Source organism: Kitasatospora sp. NPDC007106 (assembly GCF_040634455.1).
In the GTDB taxonomy this organism is placed as follows: domain Bacteria; phylum Actinomycetota; class Actinomycetes; order Streptomycetales; family Streptomycetaceae; genus Kitasatospora; species Kitasatospora arboriphila.
Genome location: NZ_JBEYFP010000010.1, coordinates 17803 through 38042, shown reverse-complemented (window position 1 = coordinate 38042; position 20240 = coordinate 17803). Strand labels below are relative to the sequence as shown.

At 70.2% G+C, this 20240-nt stretch carries 9 protein-coding genes; 4 read left to right on the top strand and 5 right to left on the bottom strand.

Annotation, left to right across the window (positions count from 1 at the left end; translation table 11 throughout):
- A complete protein-coding gene (locus ABZ641_RS02430) occupies nt 1–1497 on the bottom strand; it encodes a serine/threonine-protein kinase (protein WP_359978597.1) in 1497 nt (498 codons plus the stop codon).
- A 142-nt stretch (nt 1498–1639) separates the two neighbouring features.
- Here ABZ641_RS02430 and ABZ641_RS02425 point away from each other — a divergent pair, with 142 nt between their 5' ends.
- The 4 genes from ABZ641_RS02425 to ABZ641_RS02410 are packed head-to-tail and all read left to right on the top strand — an operon-like array spanning nt 1640 to nt 11043.
- A complete protein-coding gene (locus ABZ641_RS02425; protein WP_359978594.1) occupies nt 1640–3280 on the top strand; it encodes a PD-(D/E)XK nuclease family protein in 1641 nt (546 codons plus the stop codon).
- Nucleotides 3277–4443 carry a hypothetical protein gene (locus tag ABZ641_RS02420; protein WP_359978592.1) on the top strand — a complete coding sequence of 389 codons (1167 nt, stop codon included), beginning with the start codon at nt 3277–3279 and terminating at the stop codon, nt 4441–4443. The genes ABZ641_RS02425 and ABZ641_RS02420 overlap by 4 nt, the downstream gene beginning before the upstream one ends.
- Complete coding sequence (locus ABZ641_RS02415; protein WP_359978589.1) at nt 4436–8026, top strand: hypothetical protein; 3591 nt, start codon at nt 4436–4438, stop codon at nt 8024–8026. The genes ABZ641_RS02420 and ABZ641_RS02415 overlap by 8 nt, the downstream gene beginning before the upstream one ends.
- Before the next feature lie 26 nt (nt 8027–8052).
- The gene (locus ABZ641_RS02410) at nt 8053–11043 is read left to right on the top strand and encodes a DUF3962 domain-containing protein (protein ID WP_359978587.1); all 2991 of its coding nucleotides are present in this window, start codon (nt 8053–8055) and stop codon (nt 11041–11043) included.
- Nucleotides 11044–11131: 88 nt separating this feature from the next.
- Here the strand turns inward: ABZ641_RS02410 and drmC are convergent, their stop codons facing one another.
- The 4 genes from drmC to ABZ641_RS02390 all read right to left on the bottom strand — a co-directional run bounded on the left by drmC (nt 11132) and on the right by ABZ641_RS02390 (nt 20096).
- The gene (gene drmC / locus ABZ641_RS02405) at nt 11132–11863 is read right to left on the bottom strand and encodes a DISARM system phospholipase D-like protein DrmC (RefSeq protein WP_359978585.1); all 732 of its coding nucleotides are present in this window, start codon (nt 11861–11863) and stop codon (nt 11132–11134) included.
- Between the two features lie 32 nt (nt 11864–11895).
- Nucleotides 11896–13791, bottom strand: a complete 1896-nt coding sequence (locus tag ABZ641_RS02400; RefSeq protein ID WP_359978582.1) for a DUF1998 domain-containing protein — start codon at nt 13789–13791, stop codon at nt 11896–11898.
- Nucleotides 13788–17621, bottom strand: a complete 3834-nt coding sequence (gene drmA, locus ABZ641_RS02395; RefSeq protein WP_359978580.1) for a DISARM system helicase DrmA — start codon at nt 17619–17621, stop codon at nt 13788–13790. The genes ABZ641_RS02400 and drmA overlap by 4 nt, the downstream gene beginning before the upstream one ends.
- Before the next feature lie 135 nt (nt 17622–17756).
- Nucleotides 17757–20096 (bottom strand): DUF2786 domain-containing protein, encoded by a 2340-nt coding sequence (locus ABZ641_RS02390; RefSeq protein WP_359978577.1) that lies wholly within the window; start codon nt 20094–20096, stop codon nt 17757–17759.
- Between the last annotated feature and the right edge of the window lie 144 nt (nt 20097–20240).

Below are 20240 nucleotides of genomic sequence, written 5' to 3'. Positions count from 1 at the left end.
TCAGGAATCGGGCAACAACCGGAGGAACGACCTGACTTGCTCCTGCCGACCGGACTCCTCGAGCTCGAGGGCAACCTCACGACAACGGGCGACGACTCGGCCGGGCGGCTTCACGAGGCCGGACAGCTCGTGAACGACGTCTGCCCAGCCGTCGAAGGCGCCCTGCACATCACGTGCGGGTACCCGGCACTCCGCAGCCCCGACCCGCGCTTCTAGCACCACGGCGCGCAGCTCCGGTGCGGACCGATGCTCAAGGGCATTTCCTACTGCCCGGTAAAGCACACCCGCCCGCTCCCAGTCACCGTCGAGTCGGGCTGCGTCCGCGCTCAGCACCTGCGCTCGCGATACCGAGAGGTCACCGAGTCCCCAGGCATCGCGTGCCTCCCCGAGCACATCGGTCAGGCGACCAGCCGCCGGCCCCGGACCGGCCATTGCCAGCTCCGCCTCGGCAAGTCGGGCCAGCTCGTCGAACTTGCTCCGGGCCAGGCGGGCACGTGGTCGGCGCGCCAGGGTCCCCGCGCGGACATTGGCGCGTGGCCGCATCTGCCCCGCGGGCTCGATGGCACGACCGGGAGACCGGTAGCGAGCTGTCGGATCCGGTACCAGCTCCGGATTAGGGAGCGGCGCACCGAGGGCGGGCAAGTGGGCACGGAGGATCTGAAGGGCCTCGGCGATGTCTGCGGGGCGCGTCACAGGGTCCTTGTTGAGCAGTCGCCAGGTGAGGTCATCGAGTTCAGCGGGGACATTCGGCTTGAAGTCGATCACGCGGGGTGGCAGATCCTCCAGGTGCTGCATGTCCCGGCTGCGGTCGGGCTGATCACTGAACGGCTGACGCCCGGTGAGGAGTTCGAAAAGGACGCAGCCGAAGCTATAGCGGTCCACGGCAGTGGTGACAATCTGCTGACCCCGGATCTGTTCCGGAGCCATGTAGCCGGCGCTCCCAGGCGTAGCACCGAGGACGGTGTATCGGGTGGCGTCCGGGCCGGTGAGATAGGCGATGCCGAAATCGATCAATGAGACGGCGCCCTCGGCGTCGAGTACGACGTTGGCCGGCTTCAGGTCACGGTGGACGATGCCGGCCGCGTGAGCGCAGGAGAGCGCCTCGGCCAGCTGCACGGCGATGGAGATGGCGGCACCCAGCGGTACAGGGCGGTATCGAGCAAGGAAGTCGTCGAGCGGCACGCCGTCGATGTACTCCATCACCAGGTACGGGTCTCCCCGGCGATGGCCGCGATGGAGAAGTTTCGGGATGCCAGGGTGGTCCAGCTCCTCCAAGAGCCGGCCTTCACGCTCGAAGCGCTTGAGCAACTCGGTGCGCCGCTGTGCCGACTCTCGACGACCGGCCCACCCGAGGTGGTACTGGTCCGACTTGAGCATCTTCAACGCGACCAATCGGCCCGTATCGATGTCGACCGCCGTCCAGACGCAGGCCATGCCACCCAGCCGTAGCGGCTCCACGATTCGGAACCGGCCGTGGATGACTTCGCCCGTTTCCATCTCCTCGCCCCCATCCGCCGTGGCACCATGCCGAGTGCACTTTACCCGCCTCCGAATAGGATACGTATCATCGCTTGACTTAGTTCACACAGATGCGCTCTCCTGGAGTGGTGCGCACCGCCTCGCACCCCAAGGGGGTCTCGTGACCATCTGGCAGCCACCGGCCGACACCGTCGGTGATCACCGACTCATCCGCACCTCCTTGCCGATGCTCCGGGAGGACCGGCACGGCTGCGGGACTGGCATCGCGCTGCGTGCCCGGCCACTGGTCGAGCAGACACCGCCCCGTTCGCGGCGCAAGCCCATCGAGGACTTCGCGTTGGCGCCGGTGATGGCCGCACTCGATACCATCGAGCGCCAGGGAACGAGCCTCGATGCGGCGCTGGAGCAGCTGAAGCTGACGCTCAGGTGTCATCCTGCCCATCTCGCCTGGGCCGCCGAGGCCGTCCGCCACTACCTCGATGCCCGGTCCGCCGAGGCGAGGGCCCGATGTGCGGCCGGTCTACCCGACACCTGCCCGGTCCGCCACTCCTGGGTGGCCGTGGAGCAGCTGGCGCGGGCGGACCGCCGAGGAGCCACCCGGTACGAGCGCACCGCCTGGGGCCGCCGGTATGCGTCTGCCGATGGCTCCTGCCGGGAGATCTGGCTCCTGTCTGTGAACTCGGTCAAAGACCATCCGGCACCCGTGATCGCCGAGGCAGCTTCAGTGGCGGCCACCGGCCATCCCGCCGTGGCAAAGTTCCGGGACATCAACCGGCCCGCCGACGGGAACACCACGCTCCCGCAGGAGGTCCGGGTGGTCGCGGTCGGCTGTGGTGACGGCAGCCACAAGGTGGTCGCCGACTGGAGCGCGGAGCAGGCGGTGCTCGAGTTCGCCGAGCACACCAAGCCTGTCCTCACCCAAGCCGTGGAAGCCGATGGCCTCAACCCCGGTTCGGACTGCGTCAATTGCGAGGGCCTGACGGCCTGCTCGGCACCGCTGCGGGCACCGAGACTGCTCGGAATTGGCCGCCCCCGCCGCATCCGCAGGCGGAGGAGCGTGTCGGTCTCGGATCTTCGTACCCACGCCGAATGTCCCGCCAAGTTCCATCTGACCCGGGTGCTCCACCTGAGGTCCGCCGAGCCTGAGAGCCCGGCGATCCGGCGTGGCCGCGCGATCGACACGTGGCTCAACTATCAGCATTCGGTCCGGCGCCCACGGGGATGTCGTGGCCTGACCCTTCCCGTGGCTCTTCCCGGGTTATCGTCCGAGGAGTCCGAATCGGCACTCCGCATGATCGCCCAGCACGCGGCGGTCTGCCCCCTCGACGGCTTGCCCGAACGAGATCGGATCGAAGTCCAGCCACGTCTGGCCGCTTACGACGCGGAACTCGACGTCATCGTGATCGCCGACCCCGACCTGCTGTACTCCGAGTCCGGAGGCTGGGTCCTGCGTGAGACCAAGACCACCTCTCGCCGCCCGTGGGAAGGTCGTCCGCTTTTGGAAACCTACCCTCAACTCTCCCTCGCCGTGCTGCTGATGTCCGCCGGAGTACCGGGCGGCGATCTGCGCCGCTCCCGAATCGAGCTGGAGCTGCTCTATCCGGACGGTTCGGCCTGCGAGGAGATCGAGCCCGCAGACCCGGCCGTGGTCGAGGAGGCGCGTCAGGTCATCGCCACCCTGGCCGGCCCGTGGGCCTCGGACGAGTCCTACACCGCCACACCGGGAGAACACTGCGCCGGATGCGAGGTCCAGCGCTGGTGCTCTGCTGGCCGGCCCTTCGACGCCGGAGCGGCGTCGTGACCGAGGTCGACGCGCTGCCGCCATACTCCGGCGACTGGGCTGCGCACGATGGCATCCCACTCCTGCGCACGCTGGCAACCGCACTGATCGAGATCGATACACTCTCCGGTGCGGATGCGTTCACGCTGCCCTATCCCGCGGAAGCCCAGCGAGCACTCAACCGAACCGTGCTCGCGTGCCTGCTGAAGGGCGCGGCTCCGCCGGCCGGCCTGTCGGAACTGCTGAACTGGTGCCGCCACCGGCCGATCGCGGACTGGCCCCTCGACCTCCCCGACGACGCCGTCGGCGACCACGACTGTCTATTGGATCCCGATTCGGGCCGCCCCACCGAGTTGTGCCACGAGTGGGCTGAACGCGTCGGGGACAGCGCCCAGCGCCAGCGCGACCGGGAGATCATCCACGCAGCACTGCGATTGTGCCGGGAGTACGGCGAGGAGAACGCCTACTCCGCGTTTCGCGGGTTGCTGGTCAACCGCCCCGTCCTGACCACGGCGGAGCTGTTCGAGGTAACCAACGACCTTGCGCTCGATCCCGTCCACGAGCTCATCCGACGCATTTACCTTCCCGTGCCGGCCAGTTATCTCGTGGCGGACGGCTACGCCACCTGTGGCCGCTGCCTCACGCTGCTCAATCCGGTACGGGACGGCTCCTGGTGGTGCGAGCGCGACCGCTGCCGTCGCCAGGGCCCTCCCCCGATCGGACGGCGGCTGGCCGCCGATGAGGTTGGTGAGCTATTCCAATTGGAGCGTCCACTGCGCCAGTTCGTCACGGGACCCGGGCGGGCGGAGGCCGACTTGGAGCGCAGCCTGACCGCAATCGGACTGTACGTTCAGATGTGGCCCGGGTTCGATGCCTACGACCTGCGCATCACCTTTCCAGACGGTTTGGTCTGGGCGGTTGACGTGAAGGACTGGGCGCATCCGGCGTTCCTCGGGCGGTCAGCCCGCCCGGTGACTCAAGACCCCCTGTATCACGAGGCGTTCTGGGTGGTACCGCGGCACCGGTTCGAGGACCGACCCGGCTACCGGAAGACCTACGAGCGCCACCGGCCTCCTGTGGCCCGGGACCTGCCGCTGCTCAGCGACGCCGAGCTGATCATCCGTGCGAACGAGCAGCTGGACCGGGCCGGTCGCCACACCGAGAACGGAGGCCACGATGCGTGACCGCGAGACCTGGCACCGCCCGGTCAGCCGGGAGCTGAACCGGCTGTGGCACGAGGTGCCGGCCGAGCTGTCCGGCGTGAAGCCGGTTCTGCTGTGCCAGGTCGAGCTGGCCCTGCGGGTACTGGAACGGATCGCCCCGGACGAGCATGCTGTCGGCGCCTACACACTGCTCGGTGGTTACCCGTTCGCGCGGGCCGCCGGCCTGGCCGTCACGCCGGACCACGAGCTGATGCTCACAGCGGCCCGCCATCTGCTGTGGACGCTGCGCCGCCGCCGGATGTGGCAGCAGTCGCTGGGGACCTACCTCGCCCTGCCGGAACGGCTGCGCGCCTACCACCTGCCGGATGTGGGCGGCCCGCCCCAACCGCTCCAGCCGACGGTCGCGTCGGGGCGCAACACCGTGTACGACACCGCCCTGGCCGGTCTTCCCGGGTTCGCCCTCAAGCAGCTGCCGCTGGCACCGCCGGGGCGCAGCACCTTCACCGACCGCCGCCGCTCCGCCTCCGTCACCCTGCCGGTAGAGCTCCGGCCCGACCCCGTACCTGGCCACGACGTGGTGGTGGGCCGCCCAGGCGACGGGACCGCGATCTCGCTGACTCGTGCCGAACTGACCGAGACGGCGCGCTGGATGGACGAAACCGAGGCAGCCGAGGGAGTATCCGAGCGCGGGCATTGGGAAGAGCGCCTTGCCGAGCTGCGGCTTGCCCCGAGGGAAGGCAACGGTACGGCGTTCACCGACTCCGACCTGCTGTCCCTGGACGCGATGACCCATCTGGTCGGCATGGTCGGAGCCGGGAAGAGCACGCTGATGACACTCGTGGCGGTCTGGGCGGCGCAGCGCGGGCTGAGGACGACCCTGGTGGTCGGCGATGTCGCCGAGCAGCTGCGGCTGACCAACCTCCTACGCAACCTCGGCCTGTCGGCCACCCCGGTACTCGGTCCGACGACCCGTGAGACCCATGTCCAGCGCCTGCACCGCCGGCTTGCCGCCCGGGGCCTCGAGAACCTGCTCGACCACGACGACCCCCGGTTCGACGACCTGAGCACGGTCTGCGTGGTTGACGCACTGCGCGGGACGGAAGCCGCCGAGCCACTGCGATACGCCGATGCCCCGTGCACCTCGCTCCACCCCGACCAGGGCGCCCGCTCCACAGACGTGGCCGATGCCGACCCGCTCGCCCTACCCGAGCGCTACCGGCCAGGCCGAGCCCCAACCCCCCGGCTGGCCGACCCAGACAGGTCCGCCACCCAGCCGCACGGCTGCCCGATCTGGAGCACCTGCCCGCGCCACCGCGCCGCCCGTGAACTCGTGGACTCGCTGATCTGGATCGCCAACCCGTCGAGCCTCGTCCAGTCGTCCGTTCCTCAGCATCTGAACCACGAACGGCTGCGCCATCTTGAACTGGCCTGTCTGCGCAGTGACATCGTCATCGTGGACGAGGCCGACTCGGTCCAGATGAAGCTCGACGAGATCTTCGCCCCCTCCGCGTCCTTGGTCTCCCCCGGTCCGGAGTCCTGGCTGGACCAGCTGCACACCCACAAGATCGAGGAGCTGTCCCGGCAGGGCCGGCTGCCGCTCACCGACCAGGAGATCGAGCGGTGGTCCGCCGCCCTCGCCGTGGTGACGGCCGCGACCGATCGGCTGTACAAGCTGCTGATCTCCGACAGCGACCTGCGCGAATGGGCGGACACCGAGTACTTCAGCCCATGGACGCTTCAGGAGAAGCTTCTCGGCGGATGGTTCGAGCCGTACCACTTGCCTGCCTCGCCGGACGGCATCGCCGACGAGAACGAGCTCTTCGAGGCATACGAGAACGACGAACCCGAACCCAAATCGGCTGTCCCCGACCGCGACGCACGTCGCAGCGCCCTCACCTCGCAATTCGACGCGTTCCGTGACGACCCCCTCGGCGGCCAGGGACCGTCCGCCACGACCTCCGACGACCTGGTCCGGCTCGCGCAGGACCTGCTCACCACACTGTCGGCCTCGAGTACCCGGGACCGTGTCCTTGCCGTGCTCCAAGAGCTACTGGTGGACACTCCCGCCCCGGTGGAAGACGAGAAGTGGCTCGACCTGAACGCCCGCCGGCTGGAGTTCATGCTGCTGCTCTCCACGCTGCACCAGCGCCTGGACCGGCTGACCTTCCTGTGGCCGCAGGTCGAGGCGGCACTGCACCTCGACTCCACCGGCAACGAGCTGTCGCGTCGGCCACCGCTCGACTACGCGCCGCTCGTCCCAGAAGCTCCGATGGGTAACGTCCTGGGCTTCCAGTACCTGCCGGACGAGCGTGAACGGGACGAGGACGGCCGCCACAGCGGCACGCTGCGGTTCTTCCGCTGCGCGGGGGTCGGACGCGAACTTCTACTGTCCCTCCACGACTTGGGCGCCGACCCGGGGGCTGGGCGACCCGGCCCGCACGTGGTGCTGATGTCCGGCACCAGCTGGGCGGGCACCTCCACCCGCGCGCACGTGCTCTCACCGGTCAAGGCCGTTCTCAAGCCATCGGAGCGTTCCCTGGCAGCGGTGCGCCGCACGGTCTTCCGTACCCGGTTCCTCTACGACGACGAGGGCCGCCCGATCAGCCTCTCTGGCACCGACCTGAAAACGCGCCCGTCCGTGGCTCGCACGATGGCCCACAAACTTGGGAGCCCAGGCCGCGGCGGCTCGCCCAGTCCGCTGGAACAGGAGCTCGCCTTCGTCGAGGACGACGAGCGGCGGCGGGCGATCCTGCTGGTCGGCAGCTACAAGGAGGCGAACAGCGTCGCCGACGTGCTGCACGGCATTGAGCGCTGGCACGGACGGGTCCGGGTGCTCGCCGCCGACGACGCCGATCTGGAACAGGCCATCGGTGGTGCTGCGCCGGCGGTACGGCGCGAGCACGCCACCGCCCTGCGCCGCGGCGACCTCGCGACCTTCGCCGAGGACCCGGGCGCCGAGGTCCTGGTGACCCCGCTGATGGCCGTCGAGCGCGGCCACAACATCCTCAACACCCAGCGCAACGCCGCCTTCGGCACCGCACTGTTTCTCGCCCGCCCGCACCCGCGCCCGGACGACCTCACGCTCGCCGTCTTCGCAATCAACGACTGGGCAACCCGCTTCGTACGCGACGAACCGGGGCTCGGCCAGGGCACGTTCGGCGCGCTCGTCGAGCAGGCAGACAGCCTTGACGCGGCCGGACTCGCCTTCCGGCACGTGGCCCGCCACGAGTGGCGCCGGCTGTTGGCCCGCAGGTACGTCTACTCACGCCTGTCGGAGCACGAGAAGCGTGCTTTCGCTTGGGACCAGTTGGTCACCATCTGGCAGGTCATCGGACGCCTCGTGCGCGGCGGTGTCCCAGCCCAGGTGGTCTTCGTCGACGCCCGTTTCGCGCCGGGGCTCGCGCGGGCGCTGGCACCCGGCGTCCAGGCCGGCCCCATACCCCAGGACGACGGCCTTCTCAGCCGGCTGCGGTCCGTTCTCGCCCCGTACTTCGACGACACCGCGGATCCCAGCCGCTTCCCCGACCTTGCCGACCCCGCGTTGGCCCGCATGCTGTACGAGCCGCTGTACGAAGCCCTCTGCGGCCTCACCCATCACACGTGACGACCCATTAGGCGCCAGGAGACATCATGGCCGTGAAGTACCGCACCATCCGCACCGCCGCCTGGACACCGATCAGCGCCGAGGCCTCCCTGACCGCCCGCTACCGAGCCCTGTCCTTCCCCGAACAATGGCGCGACGCCTTGCTCGCGCTCTGCAATGCCGGCCGACCCGCAAGCTCCAAGCCACTCCGCACCGTCCCGACCTTCAGGATGGATCAGGCACTCCAGGCACTCACTCCAGACCTGATCGTCCGCCCCCGCTCCACCAGAAACAGCGACGATACGTCAGAGTTCTGGCTTTACAAGCCCGAGGAGCTCCCTGACCCGCTACCCGGCCCAGCATTTCGCGGCCTGCTGTCCACCTGGCTGCGAGACCTGCGGCCCGAACCCGAACACCGGGCGCAGCTACGAGAGGTGCAGGCACTGCTGACGGACGACCCACCGCAGTGGCAACCGGTTGAGGCCGAGATGCTGCAGTGCCCCAAGGCGTCGGGCGGCACCGCCGCCCCGGAGCCGCGCCAGTTCCAACTGACCACCGACTATCTGGCCCGGCGTATCCTCGCGCTCGAGCCTTACGACTTCGGTGCCGGGAAGCTACGCTTCCGCGCCGTGCCACGCGGCCCGCGTGACCAGGGCGCCGAGCTGGTCTCGCAGCCGCTCCCGTGGGAGGCCAAGGGACGAACCTGGTGGTACTCGGTGGTCCTCAACATCACCTTGCACACCGTCCCCTTCCATCCGCTGCCCCGAGTGCACCTGAACACCCACATCCGACGCTGGGCGACCCGCACCAGCTCCACCACCGGCTGGCTGCGGCTACCGTACGGCCGCCGGACCTCCGTTCTGCTGCGCCCACGCACGCCCTGGTTGCCCGGAGCGCCGGCCAGCGACCGCTTCGCGGTGGCCCGTCTGGAGTGGAGCCGCGCCACCAAGGGCATCGACTGGGTTGGAGGGGGACCGGCCGGCATGCTGCGCTCCCTCTCGCTCGCCGAACCGTTCCCCGACGCCGGCAGCATCCTGGCCGCGCCCGAGGAGTGGCTAACCGACAGCATGCGTGCCGCCGTCGTCCACAGCACCGCGATGGGTGCCCACGAGGTCGGCGCCGGTCTGATGTCAGACCAGCGGTCGAAGATCACCGAGTGGGCCGAGGAGGCGTTGCCGGAAGTGCTGCGTCCCGTTCCCCCGCTGGAGTTCACCACGCGGGCGGCCCGCCACACACCGGCCAACTCGCGACCCAAGCCAAAGGACGCCCTGAGCAAGGCCGCCGAGGAGGTCCGGGCGGCCGCTGCCCGCCGGGCCGGCGCGGCCTTCGCGCTTCGCCACCTTGGTGGGGAAGGAGCCGATTCCGAGACGCCCCCGGTCCTCGAGGCGCGGCTGCTGTGGCAGACCTCCCGGATGCGAGACACCGCCATCGCGACCCTGGTCACCCACCTCGACCTTAAGGGCGACGGAGGCGCACCGAGTGCCGACGCCTACGAGGCAGCCCGGCCCGGCGAACCGGTGGTGCTGGAGTGGGAGTCGCCCGAGGTGACGGTCCGTCTGCGCTGCCTCAAGCTGACCGACTCACTCGCCAGTGACCTCCCGCTGCCCGCTGACGCCCGCCCCACCCGGGACACGCTCACCGCCGCGCTGGCCGCCCGGCGCGTGCAGGTCGCCGCCTTCCTCACCGCCGACCGGACCGACCCGCTACCCACGCTCGCGCTGGTGGAGATCGACCGCAGGAAGGACTTCACCACTCCCGACCACGACCCCAAGTTCGCAATCCGCCTCGGCTGCGCGGATGCTGGCGTGCTCACTCAGTTCATGGCCGTTCCCAAGCACGTAGCCGGCTACAACAGCGAGAAGAATGCCGACTTCCGCGCCCTCAAGGCCTGGGACGACGGTCTGCGGCAGCTAGGCGTACGGGTCCACCCTGAGCACAGCCTCGGCGAGCAACTGCCCGACGGCCTGCGGTACGCGGCAGTGTGGATGGTGCGCAAGAACGCGCGCAGCCGCACCCGCTGGGCCGGCTACGAGCCGGTCGCCATCCGGGTCACCCCCGAGCAGCCCGGCACGGGACTGGCGCGGGTGGAAGGCTGGGACCGCAAGGCGGACGACGGGGCCGGCGCCTGGATCCCCTACCCGGCATTCCTGCTGCGGCTGACCCAGCTCTGTGAGATCCCTTCTGCCGCCCCCGGACAGCGCAGCGCAGACGAGGCCGAAGCCGCGGAGCCGGCCGGCCGCCCGTCGTGGTGGCAGGACATGAACGAACAGCGCCGCCGCACCGAGGAGTGGCTCCAGAAGGTCATCCGGTCCCTGCGCGGCACGCCGACCCTGCTGCTCGCCCATGCGCAGAACTGCCGCTCGCACTGGACCTGGCTGCAGGACGGCCGGGTCGAGCCCGACCGGATCCGTACCGGCCACGCGCAGCCCCGTAGCCTCGACTCGGACCTGCGGCTGGTACGGGTCCGCACCGGCCAGGGCCGGGAGACTCCGCAGTGGTGGGGCGTGCACCCGGACGACGGTGTCAACGGCCTGCCGGCCCACCTGTGGACCAACCCGACCGCCGAGCCCGGCACCGCCCGCGTCTTCTGGAGCACCACACCCAAAGCGTTCCAGTTCGCGGCCTCGGCGGTGGAGGCCGACAAGCTCGCCCCGCGTCCGCTGCGCTCCGGCAAACGCAAGGGCGAGCTGACCATCGACACCGACAAGCCGGCCTGGAATCCCGGCCTCGTCGAACTCTCTGTGCTCGGCTGTCACCCGGCGGACGGCGACGATGCGGAAGCCCTCGCCCTCGCCGTCCACCAGCTGCGTCAGGCCCCCGATTTTCCGGATGCCCTCAGCCTTCCGCTGCCCCTCCATCTCGCCGGACTGGCTCAGGAGTACGTCCTGCCCACCGTCTCTGAGGACAACCAGGAACCGTTGGTGGACCCTGCGGCGGACGCCGACCCCGATACGGCCGAGGCGGTCGGCCTGGCCGGTGAGCCCGAACCGGAACCGGGGCAGCTGTCCCTCTTCCCCGACACCGTCTTCTCCCGTTAGCCGCGCAGCCCTGCTCAATGCAGGCGAACCCCGGTCCGACGAAGCACGTCGGGCCGGGGCACTCGGCCGGTGGCCCACAGCACCGGGCTCACCCCCTGGACAGCGGCTGCAGGACTCCCTCACGCATGAGCGCACGAATGTGCTCGGCTGCTCTCTCCGGTGCCGGCCCGCCCCGGACAACCGTGCCGGCCTCGAGGTTGCGGCGTGCCCCCGACTCGGTCAGGTTGGCGCTGCCGACCAGGAGCACTCGCCTGTCGGCAACGGCCAGTTTTGCGTGCTGGAGCGTCGGCCGACGGGCCCGGCTGTCCACGGGCCAGTGCCACAGACGCAACCCGGCCACATCCGCGAAGGCCGCTGAGGGTTCCGGTCCGGAGAGCAGGTGCCCGGCGCCCTCGTTGGTTTCCACGACCACGTTCACGTCGACCCCACGCGCGACCGCCTCCGCCAGAGCGGTCCGCAGCGGCCGGTACGGGCGGGCCGAGTACGTCATGGCGAGCAGCTCGGAGCGTGCCTCCCGGACGACCTCGGTCAGGACCTGGGCCGTCGACCGCACGGGCACGGTGGCACTGGTGGGACCGCTCCAGACCACGTTCACCTGGACATCACCCTGACCCCGCCGCCATGCCGCGGCGAAGCCTTGCAGGTAGGCCGCCGCTTCTCCGGGCAGAACGGCGTCCCGGACCATCCAGTCGTAGAGGTCCACGACGGTCTGCGCCGTTTCGGGGGAGGGAAACTCGGCGGCCACGTACTCTCTGCTCCGCCCGTCCGCCAGGAGCTCCGCCAGGTCCTCCGAACGGCCCGGCCCCAGGGCCTCGACCACCGAGGCAGCGGCAGCCTTGAAGCCCCGCGCTGTCACGGAAGCAGCCCGCCCGGGGTCAGGACCTGACCCGGGTCGTCTCCGAGCGCCACGAGGAAGCGCCGGTCGAGGAACCGGTTGCCCCGCTCACAGGTCGTCTCGGAGACGAACAGGCACACGTGGCAGGCGGCTCCGTGCAGATAGTCCGCAGGCGCCTTCGGCAGGCGCTCGGCGCAGAGCGGGTCCGAGGAGCAGTGTGCAGCGTCCCGCAGTGTCCTCCGCACGATGCGCTCGAAGTGGGGCTCCTCCGCCAACGACACCAGCCCTCCGAGGGTGCCCTCGGAGTCCGGGACCGCCGTGTAGATGAGGATGCCGGTCCTGGGATCGGCATCGTCCCCCGCGTAGATGCGTTCGGAGAGGCTTGCCGAGTTGTAGCCGCACTCCAGGGCGATGGTCCGGATGAGGAGGTGCGAGAGGGTGTGGAGGGCGATGTAGCGCTCGCCCGGCCAGCCGCGCATGGGGTCGAAGTGACCGGTCAGCCGGTCCGACTTGCGATTCGTGCGGAACCGTCCGAACGCCTCGCGGTGTGCCGCCATCTGCGACGACTTCTCCATCCGCGTCACCCAGTCCGCGACCAGGTCCTCCCGAAGGCGCAGGAAGATGCCCTCGCCGCGCACCTCGCTCGCCGGCACCCACCCCTGGGCGGTCCGGGAGAGGCGCACCGGGGTACCGATTTCGGGGGACTCCGGGTCCGGTGCGTCCAGGCGGGTGAACCCGATGAGGGCCCTGGCCTCCCGCAGCCGTTCGACCTGTCGGATGTCGGAGAACAGCGGCTTGAGGGCGTCCGGCACGGTGACGGGCGCGAGTGCGAAGTCGTCCGTGGCCTCGGGTGGACGCACGGCGGAGAGCACCGTCCACTCGGGGCTCAGAAGGTCCGCGGGCGCCACCGCCGTACCGGTCACCTCGCCGTTCTCGGCAGCCGCCCGGGCATTGACCGCGGCGATCAGCGCGTCCGGGTCGTAGTCCTTCAGGTAGCCGAACTGAGGGATCGTCACCAGGAAGTCGTACTTGTCCCGCGAGGTGATCCCCTGGAGCTCGGCCCACCGCTCCTCGACGAGGTCCGGGACGGCGTCGTTCTCACCCGGGGGGAGGGCCAGCGTGCTGAGCGTCATGGGGAACCACTGGTTCGATGCGCCCGCCACCATCAGGATCGCATCCTGGTCGCAGCCCCCGCTCTCGAAGCTCCCGAGGTGGGCGTGCCGGCCGCGGCAGGCCGGCAGGTTCCTGCGCCCACGCTCACCCATGGCGTCGCGGATGTTCCGCTTGGCACCGCAGCCCACGCACTCGAGGGTGACGTTGGCGGCCTGGTTCCCGCCATGGTCCTTCATCCGGAGGCGGGGCCTGGGTGCCTTGGGGCAGGAGCCGCCACCGTGGACGAACGGGATGTACGGGAACTCGTCCAGGTGCCCGGCAGTGCACACCAGCGTGAAGCGGGCGGCCACCGCCAACGGCTTGCCGGGCTTGCAGTCGTGGACGAACTTGGCCTCGTGGGGCGTGCGCGGGTTGTTGTTGACGAAGGCGAACGCGCCAGAGTCAACGGCCGCGAGCTCGTTGCAGGCGCTGCAGCGCAGCCACTGGGGGAACGGGGTGACGGGCACCCCGACCGCCTGGGCGGCCCAGTCCTTGGGCGAGCTGTCGGCCCCCTCGGCCCAGGGCGCCGCGCGGAGCTCGGTGATCTGGGAGCGGCCGTAGAGCTGGAGTGAGCGGTTGACCGCTGTACGCAGTCTCGGCTCGTCGATGACGTAGTCGGTCAGGCCGGTGTGGTTCCACGATTCGAGACCCTTGACCAAGACCGAGAAGTTGGGCAGGTCGATGAGCGCGCCCACGCCCGCGGTGAACATCAGGTGGCTGGGGCGGGCCGCACCGACCCTGCGGAAGTGGCTGCCGCTCATCGCTGTCCCTTTCCGGCCGCCGGAGCGGCAGTGTCTCCGTACTCGTCGGCGTCGACGACCGAGTCGACGCCCTCCTCCTGGTGGCTCGAGCCGAAGTTCCACTCGGGGCCGCCGTTCGAAGGCTGGTCCATGAACGATCCGCCGCCGGGCAGCAGGAGGTTGATCTCGTTCTCGGTCTCACGCATCGACATCGGCACGGTCAGCACGTCCCACCGGGCTCCGTCGGCCTTCCGCAACAGCGGTGAGACCAGCGTGTCCTTCTTCTTCTCCTTGCGGTAACCGAGTACCGCCGCGCCGTCGCGGCGCGCCGCCCAGGCGTCCTTGAGCGCCGTGATCCGTTCGGCGAGGTACTGGCGGGCCCTGGGGCCTCCCACCGTCTCCGCTCGTTCCAGCAGGCGCCGTTCGACCTCGCCCGCGACAGGGCCGTCCAGGTCGACGGTTTGGGCGTCGGTGTTGCGGGAGTGGTCGTAGGTGGCCTGGCGAAGTGCCGCAATGTAGGTCGGCGCGGTGCCGCGGTCGAGTGCACGGCGGGTGAACGGGGTCACCGACAGTGCCTCGACCTGGCGGTAGAAGGTCGCGTGGTAGTGCTCGAAATCCTCAAAGTGTGCGAGATCCCGCGGCCGCGACCAGTTGTAGAGGGTTACGACGAGCCCGGGGCGGGCCGCGTCGCGACCGACCCGCGAGGAGGCCTGGATGTACTCGGCGGTGTTCTTCGGCTGACCCACGACCAGCATCAGTCCGAAGCGGGACACGTCCACGCCGACCTGGAGCATGGAGGTCGCCAGCACGACGTCCACGGCCTGCTTCACCGTCGGTGTCAGCCGGACCCGGGGATCGCGTTTGTCCTTGCGGGCAGCGGCGTACTCGGCGAAGAGCGCCCGGCGCCGCAGCGAGGTGTCCCGCTCGGGGTCGAAGGCTGTCTCCAGGCGCTTGAGGGTTGCACTGATGTCCGACGAGGAGATCCGCGAGGTGAGCTCTTGGATGGTCAGCATGCCGGACTTGCTGACGATGCGGTCGGCGATCGTCTCGTGCCCCTTGCGGCTGCCGTTGGTGCGCACCCGGGTCGTGATGTCGTCGTCCAGGTAGCGGCGCATACCGGCGAGTTCGCGGGTCGCGTTGAAGTATCCGACCAGCGTCATATACGGGTCCGCCGGAGCACCATAGTCGTCGAAGAGCTGCTGCGCGCCGAGCAGCAGGATCTCGGCGACCCTGATCTCGGCAGCCTTGAGCCTGGTGCCGTGAGCGCAGACACCGAGGTAGCGGCGGCCCGGGTCCTTCCGGCTGAGCTCCACCTGCCGGGAGAAGAAGGTGTCACCGACGTCCAGCACCTGCGGCGGGAAGACCGCGATCTTGCGGCCGAAGACGCCCCGCACCTGGTCCGCGGCACGCTTGGTGGTCGCGGTGGAGGCCACGATCTTCGGGCCGACCTCGCGGCGCCGGCCGAGTTCGTCCAGCACGGTCCAGGTGCACAGCTGGTCGACGGCGGCTTCGAAGAGCCCGACGGTGGTGCCGAGCGCGCCCGAGATCAGGTGCAACTCGTCCTGGATGATCAGATCCGGCGGACGCAACCGGGTGACCGGCTGAGAGGTGACCTTCTCCAGGCTTCCCTTGGCGATGTGTCGGCTGCCACAGCCGACTTCGGCGTCGAGGTCGTCATGCCGGTAGCCGTGCCGGGAGCACCACTCGGTGACCCGTCCGAAGAGCAGCCCGGCGTATCCGTTCCACGGCAGCTGGGCGAGCTTGTCCACGGTCGCGATCAGCATGGCGGGCGCGAGCCGGTAGATCTCCTCGTCCACCGTGAGCACCGGGATGCCCTCCTTGGGCGCCCCCTTGCGGGAGAACGGGCACCGGTCCTCGCCCTCTCCGCGCGGGCAGAACAGCAGAACGCGACGGCGTCCCTCGTCGTAGTCCATGTTCTGGTGCGCCGTCAGGCCCGATCCGCACCAGGGGCAGCTGAGCACCTGGATCACGCGGGCGTGCTTGTCGCTGGCGGACTCCTTGGCGCCGGCGATCTGCTCCTGCGCCTCGGAGAACCAGTTGGGCGAGACCGACGTGCCCACCCACAGGCCGATACGGAAGGGGGTGATGCCCCATCGGTGATCGCCGGCCTCGTAGGCCTCACGGCGCAGGACCTCGGCGGCACACACCAGGGCGGCCGCGCGCTGGAACTGCTGGGCGGTCAGCAGGCGCAGGGTGTAGCGCATCAGCACACCGACACCGGCCTCGCCGCTGCGGGCGTCCGCTCCGCTGCCGATGACGCCCTGGAGCCGCCGCAGCGCGAAGGTGTACGCGGCCAGGCCCAGATAGGCCTCGGTCTTGCCGCCACCGGTCGGGAAGAACAGCAGGTCGACGAGGGCCTCACGCCCGGTGCCGCGGTGCGGGTGGCCGGGGTGGGTGAGCGAGGCGAGGTTGAGCAGCACGAAGGCGAGCTGGAAGGGGCGCCAGCTGGCACCGGTCTTGCCTTTCGCATGCACCTCGTCGCGGGCCGTCCGGTACGAGTTCGGATCGTCCTCGCGCCCGGCCCGGGCGGCTCCGATCGCGGTGTTGCGCCGCTGGAGTGCCATGGCGCGGTTGGCGAACCGGAACGCCTCCAGGGCGTGGTCGTCGGTGGCCAGGCAGTCGATGCCGAACGCGATGCGGTGGCAGACGTCCTCGGCCTGGTCCACGGCAGCCTCGGCTGCCACGCGGAGGTCGTCGGGCAGGGACTGCGCGCGTGCGCGCTGCTCCTGGAGCCAGGTGTTGTAGCCGTCCGCCAGCGGTGCGAGGGCGGCGACCAGCGCCGTGCGCCGGGTGGGCACCGAGAGCTCGGCGAGCTCGTCCATGCCGAGCTCGAGGCCGGTGAGGAGGCCCTGCTCCTCGACCGTGGGCGCGGTGGTGGCCCGCACGTCGTAGGTGGGTAGCCAGGTGGTGGTCAGACGGTGCGCGCGGCGCTCGCCCGCACGCACGCGGGCGTGGACGGCGACGTTGCGGCCGACCGCGTGGCGGAGGCTGTCGCGGTACAGCAACCTGAGCCGCCGCTGTTCCGCGTCCTCGGGGCCGTTGCCCCCGGCACCCGGCGCCAGCGGGTCGTCGATGGGAAGGAAGACGGCGGCGCCGCCGTCCGGAAAGGCGGTCACGTCCAGCTCGGTCTGGAACAGCCAGTTGGCGTCACGGTGCTCACTGGAGTCATTGAGCTGGTTGACGAGGGCGATCTCGACGACGCGCAGGTCATCGCCGGCCTGTCCGCCGGCACGCCGCCGGACCTTGACGTCCAGGCGGATGCACTCGCCGTCGGTTGTGTCGCCCTCGAGCGCGACACGTCGGTCGCCCTCGGCCACGACGTCGATGTCCTCGCGCTTGCGGACGGGTTCGTGGGCCCAGACCCGCAGTGTGCGCCCGTCGTCGGTCAGAGTGTCGCTCAGCGAGTAGCGACCCCACGACGCCGTCACGGTGAGCGTGCCGATAGACGCCGGGACGACGAACGACAGGCCCATCGAGGATGCCCAGATCCGGCCCGCGGCCTGCGGTGTGAGCAGCTCCGGGGGATCGCTATCGGTCCGGTCCCCCGCCGCGCCGGGCTCGACGTCTGCGAGCTGCGCAGCCGTCCTGGCGATCTCCTTGGCGGTGCCGCCGCTCGGCAGCGGGCCGAGCATGCCGACCAGGTAGCGGTCGCGAGGTCCCGCCGACCGGTACGGCAGCTCCTCGGTGTCCCCGTCCCACGGGCCGAGCAGGTCCCGGCTGATGTACCGGCCGAGGGCGTCCCGGGCGTCGTACGAGTCACCGGGGAGAAAGGTCTGCGGCACTTCGTCGAGCGGGTGCGGGACGGGTGCCACTGAGGGCTGGGCAGCCATGGGATGAGGCCCTTTCCGACGGGTACCTGGTGCAACGAGCCACCGTACGTGGGTGCTCGACAAGGGCACAGGGGGAACTATGCTTGATTATTGACTGAGTTCACAACCAGTTTGAGGATCGGGAGCCGCACAACATCATGATGTCAGCTGCTCCGCCTGCCGGTCCTCTTCGACGGACGGCCCGCCGATGTCCGCCCGTTGCCCGTCGAGACGGCCCTGACGGAAACCGCTGCCCCGGAAGGTGACCTTGCCGGCCTTCCGGAGGTTGGGGTAGGCCGCCGCCCGCTTCGCCTCGACTGCATGGTCCCGGTCCGCCAGCACCAGAGCCACACCCGGGCCGTTGCCGCCGTTCACCGCCTCCTCCTGGCGCTCACGCTCGACCGTGCGCTGTGCGGCCTTCTCCGCCTGCACGATCCGCTCACAGACCTCACGAATGAAGCCGTACATCCACGAGCGCTTGTACGCCCTGATGTCCTCACCGTCCGGCCGGTGCTCTCGGCCGGCCCGTTCGACGCCGCTCAGCATCTGCAGCCGGAGGCTGGCGTAGAGAACGTCCACACGGGCGAGGTCCGAGGCGAAGCCGAAGAGGTGCGTGCTCCGCCGCACGGCACCTCCGGCGTCCCGGCGGTCGAGGATGACCGAACGGCACCGCAGTGCGGAGGCGATGTGCCCGAGCAGGAACCTGGACTGCTTGGCCCAGGGGTTGGCGACCTCCACGAGACGTTCCGCGATGCGGTCGGTCTCCGGCCGCTCTGCGTGCAGCATCGCCTGCTCGATGCCGTACTTGGCCATCAGGTCGGTGGCCTTCTTCAGGAAGGTCCGGGCTTCCTCGTCGGTGGCCGCCGGGTCCTCCGCCTGCCGGAGCAGTGCGCGCACCTTCGCCAGCAGCGCCGGGGGCAGCGAGTCGTGCGCGGCGGATCCGCCCGTGGCCGGCGCGTCCTCCGGTTCGCCGCCGCCCGACGGCGGCTCACCACCCGCACCACCCTGATCGGCCTCCTCGGCACCGTTCTCCTCGGCCAGCACCTCAGGGAGGGCTTCCGGGAAGGGCACGAGTGCGCGCAGGGCCTGCAGGGCCTGCTCGGCCCACCATTCGCGGTCCGCCGCCGCGAGCTCGGCCCGCACCGAGCGCAGGAGCTTGAACGAGCCGGCCGCATCGGGCACCAGGAAGTCCAGCCGGGCGTGCCCCAGCCGGGTCAGCACCAGCAGCTCGCACATGTCACGTACGCTGCCCCGGTCGTAGTACAGGCGGATGCCCGGTTCGGGGTACCAGTCCTCCGAGGAAGCGGCGTGGCCGAAGAGCGAGTCGCGCCCCCAGTCGGGCGCGGCCGGCGCCAGGTGCACCACGGGTGGCACGGCCGCACCCGAGAACGCGATCGCTGCCGCCCGCTCCTGAGGTGTCGTCACGATGTGGCACCACACCGGGAGCGATCCGTCGGCTCCGTGCCAGGAATGTTCACCCCGCCCGAACCGCTCCGGCGCCTGCAGAGCCGGCAGCGACATCGGCTCGCCGCCGTCGGCCGCCGCCTCGAACACTTCCTCGGTCCGGCCCGGCTCCGTGCCGGACTCCTGGAGGAACTCCGCCAGGTAGGCGTCTTCCTCCGGTAGACCGTCGACCCGTACGGCACGCAGCATCGCCTGCTCCGGCGCACTGAGCGCTTCGACGACTGGGGCGAGCACGTGCTGCCGGTACGTTCCGACCGCGGTGGCGATGTGCTCGAGGAAGCCCTTCGTGGCCGGAGCGGCCGTACGGCTCTGGAGATCGCACCAACGCTGGAGCTCTGCGGCGCGCACGTGCTCCTCCTCTACGAGGAGGAGGTGCCCCGTTCCGTCGAGCCCGTCCGTCGCGAGCGCCATGCGGTCGCGCACCCGCGTCGCAACGTGCGACCGGGTCGACACCGCATCGACCAGCAGACGGGCAGGCTCGTCACCGGCCGCCGCGAAGTACGCGGACAAAGTACGAAGACCTCGTCGGCGCGCAACACGCTCGGCCACATCCCCCTCGACCACGACCGGCCTGGACGCCCCCCACCGCAGCGAGAGTTCCGACTCCGCACGCGCCGAACCGACCTCCACCGTCCGCCGGCGGAGCCATTCGGACATGAGCAGGGACTCCCAAGTAGCCGCCTCCCACGACCACAGCCGGGAGAGGTCATTGCTCCGCAGACCGGACAGCACTTCGGTCACGGCCTCGACGGGCAACCCCCGCCCGCCGACGCCTGGACCGAGCACCCTCTCGAGACCTGCCACGACGTCCGCCGTCGGACGCACCTGCGCGTCGGCCGCGGCAACACGCGCCACCAGCAGCGCACGCACCAGGCCCTGATCACCCAGATCACGCGGTGCCGCAGCGTAGAGCCGGGGGCTGAACCACTCGCAGGCCGAACTGAGTTCGGCGGCGACCTCACCGACCCAGGCCCGCCGCCGGTGCACGAACAGCTCCGCGAGCCCCTTGGAACCGCGGTCGTCTTCCTTCACGTCGCCCCCTCCCGCTGCCGGTGGCCGACACCGACCGGCAACGCACCTTCGACTGCTGTCCGCGCCCTCACTGCGCGCCCGGAACAGCGGGCGCAACGACGCACGGAAGCACACCGCCGCGAGATGTGCACTCAGTTCACAATA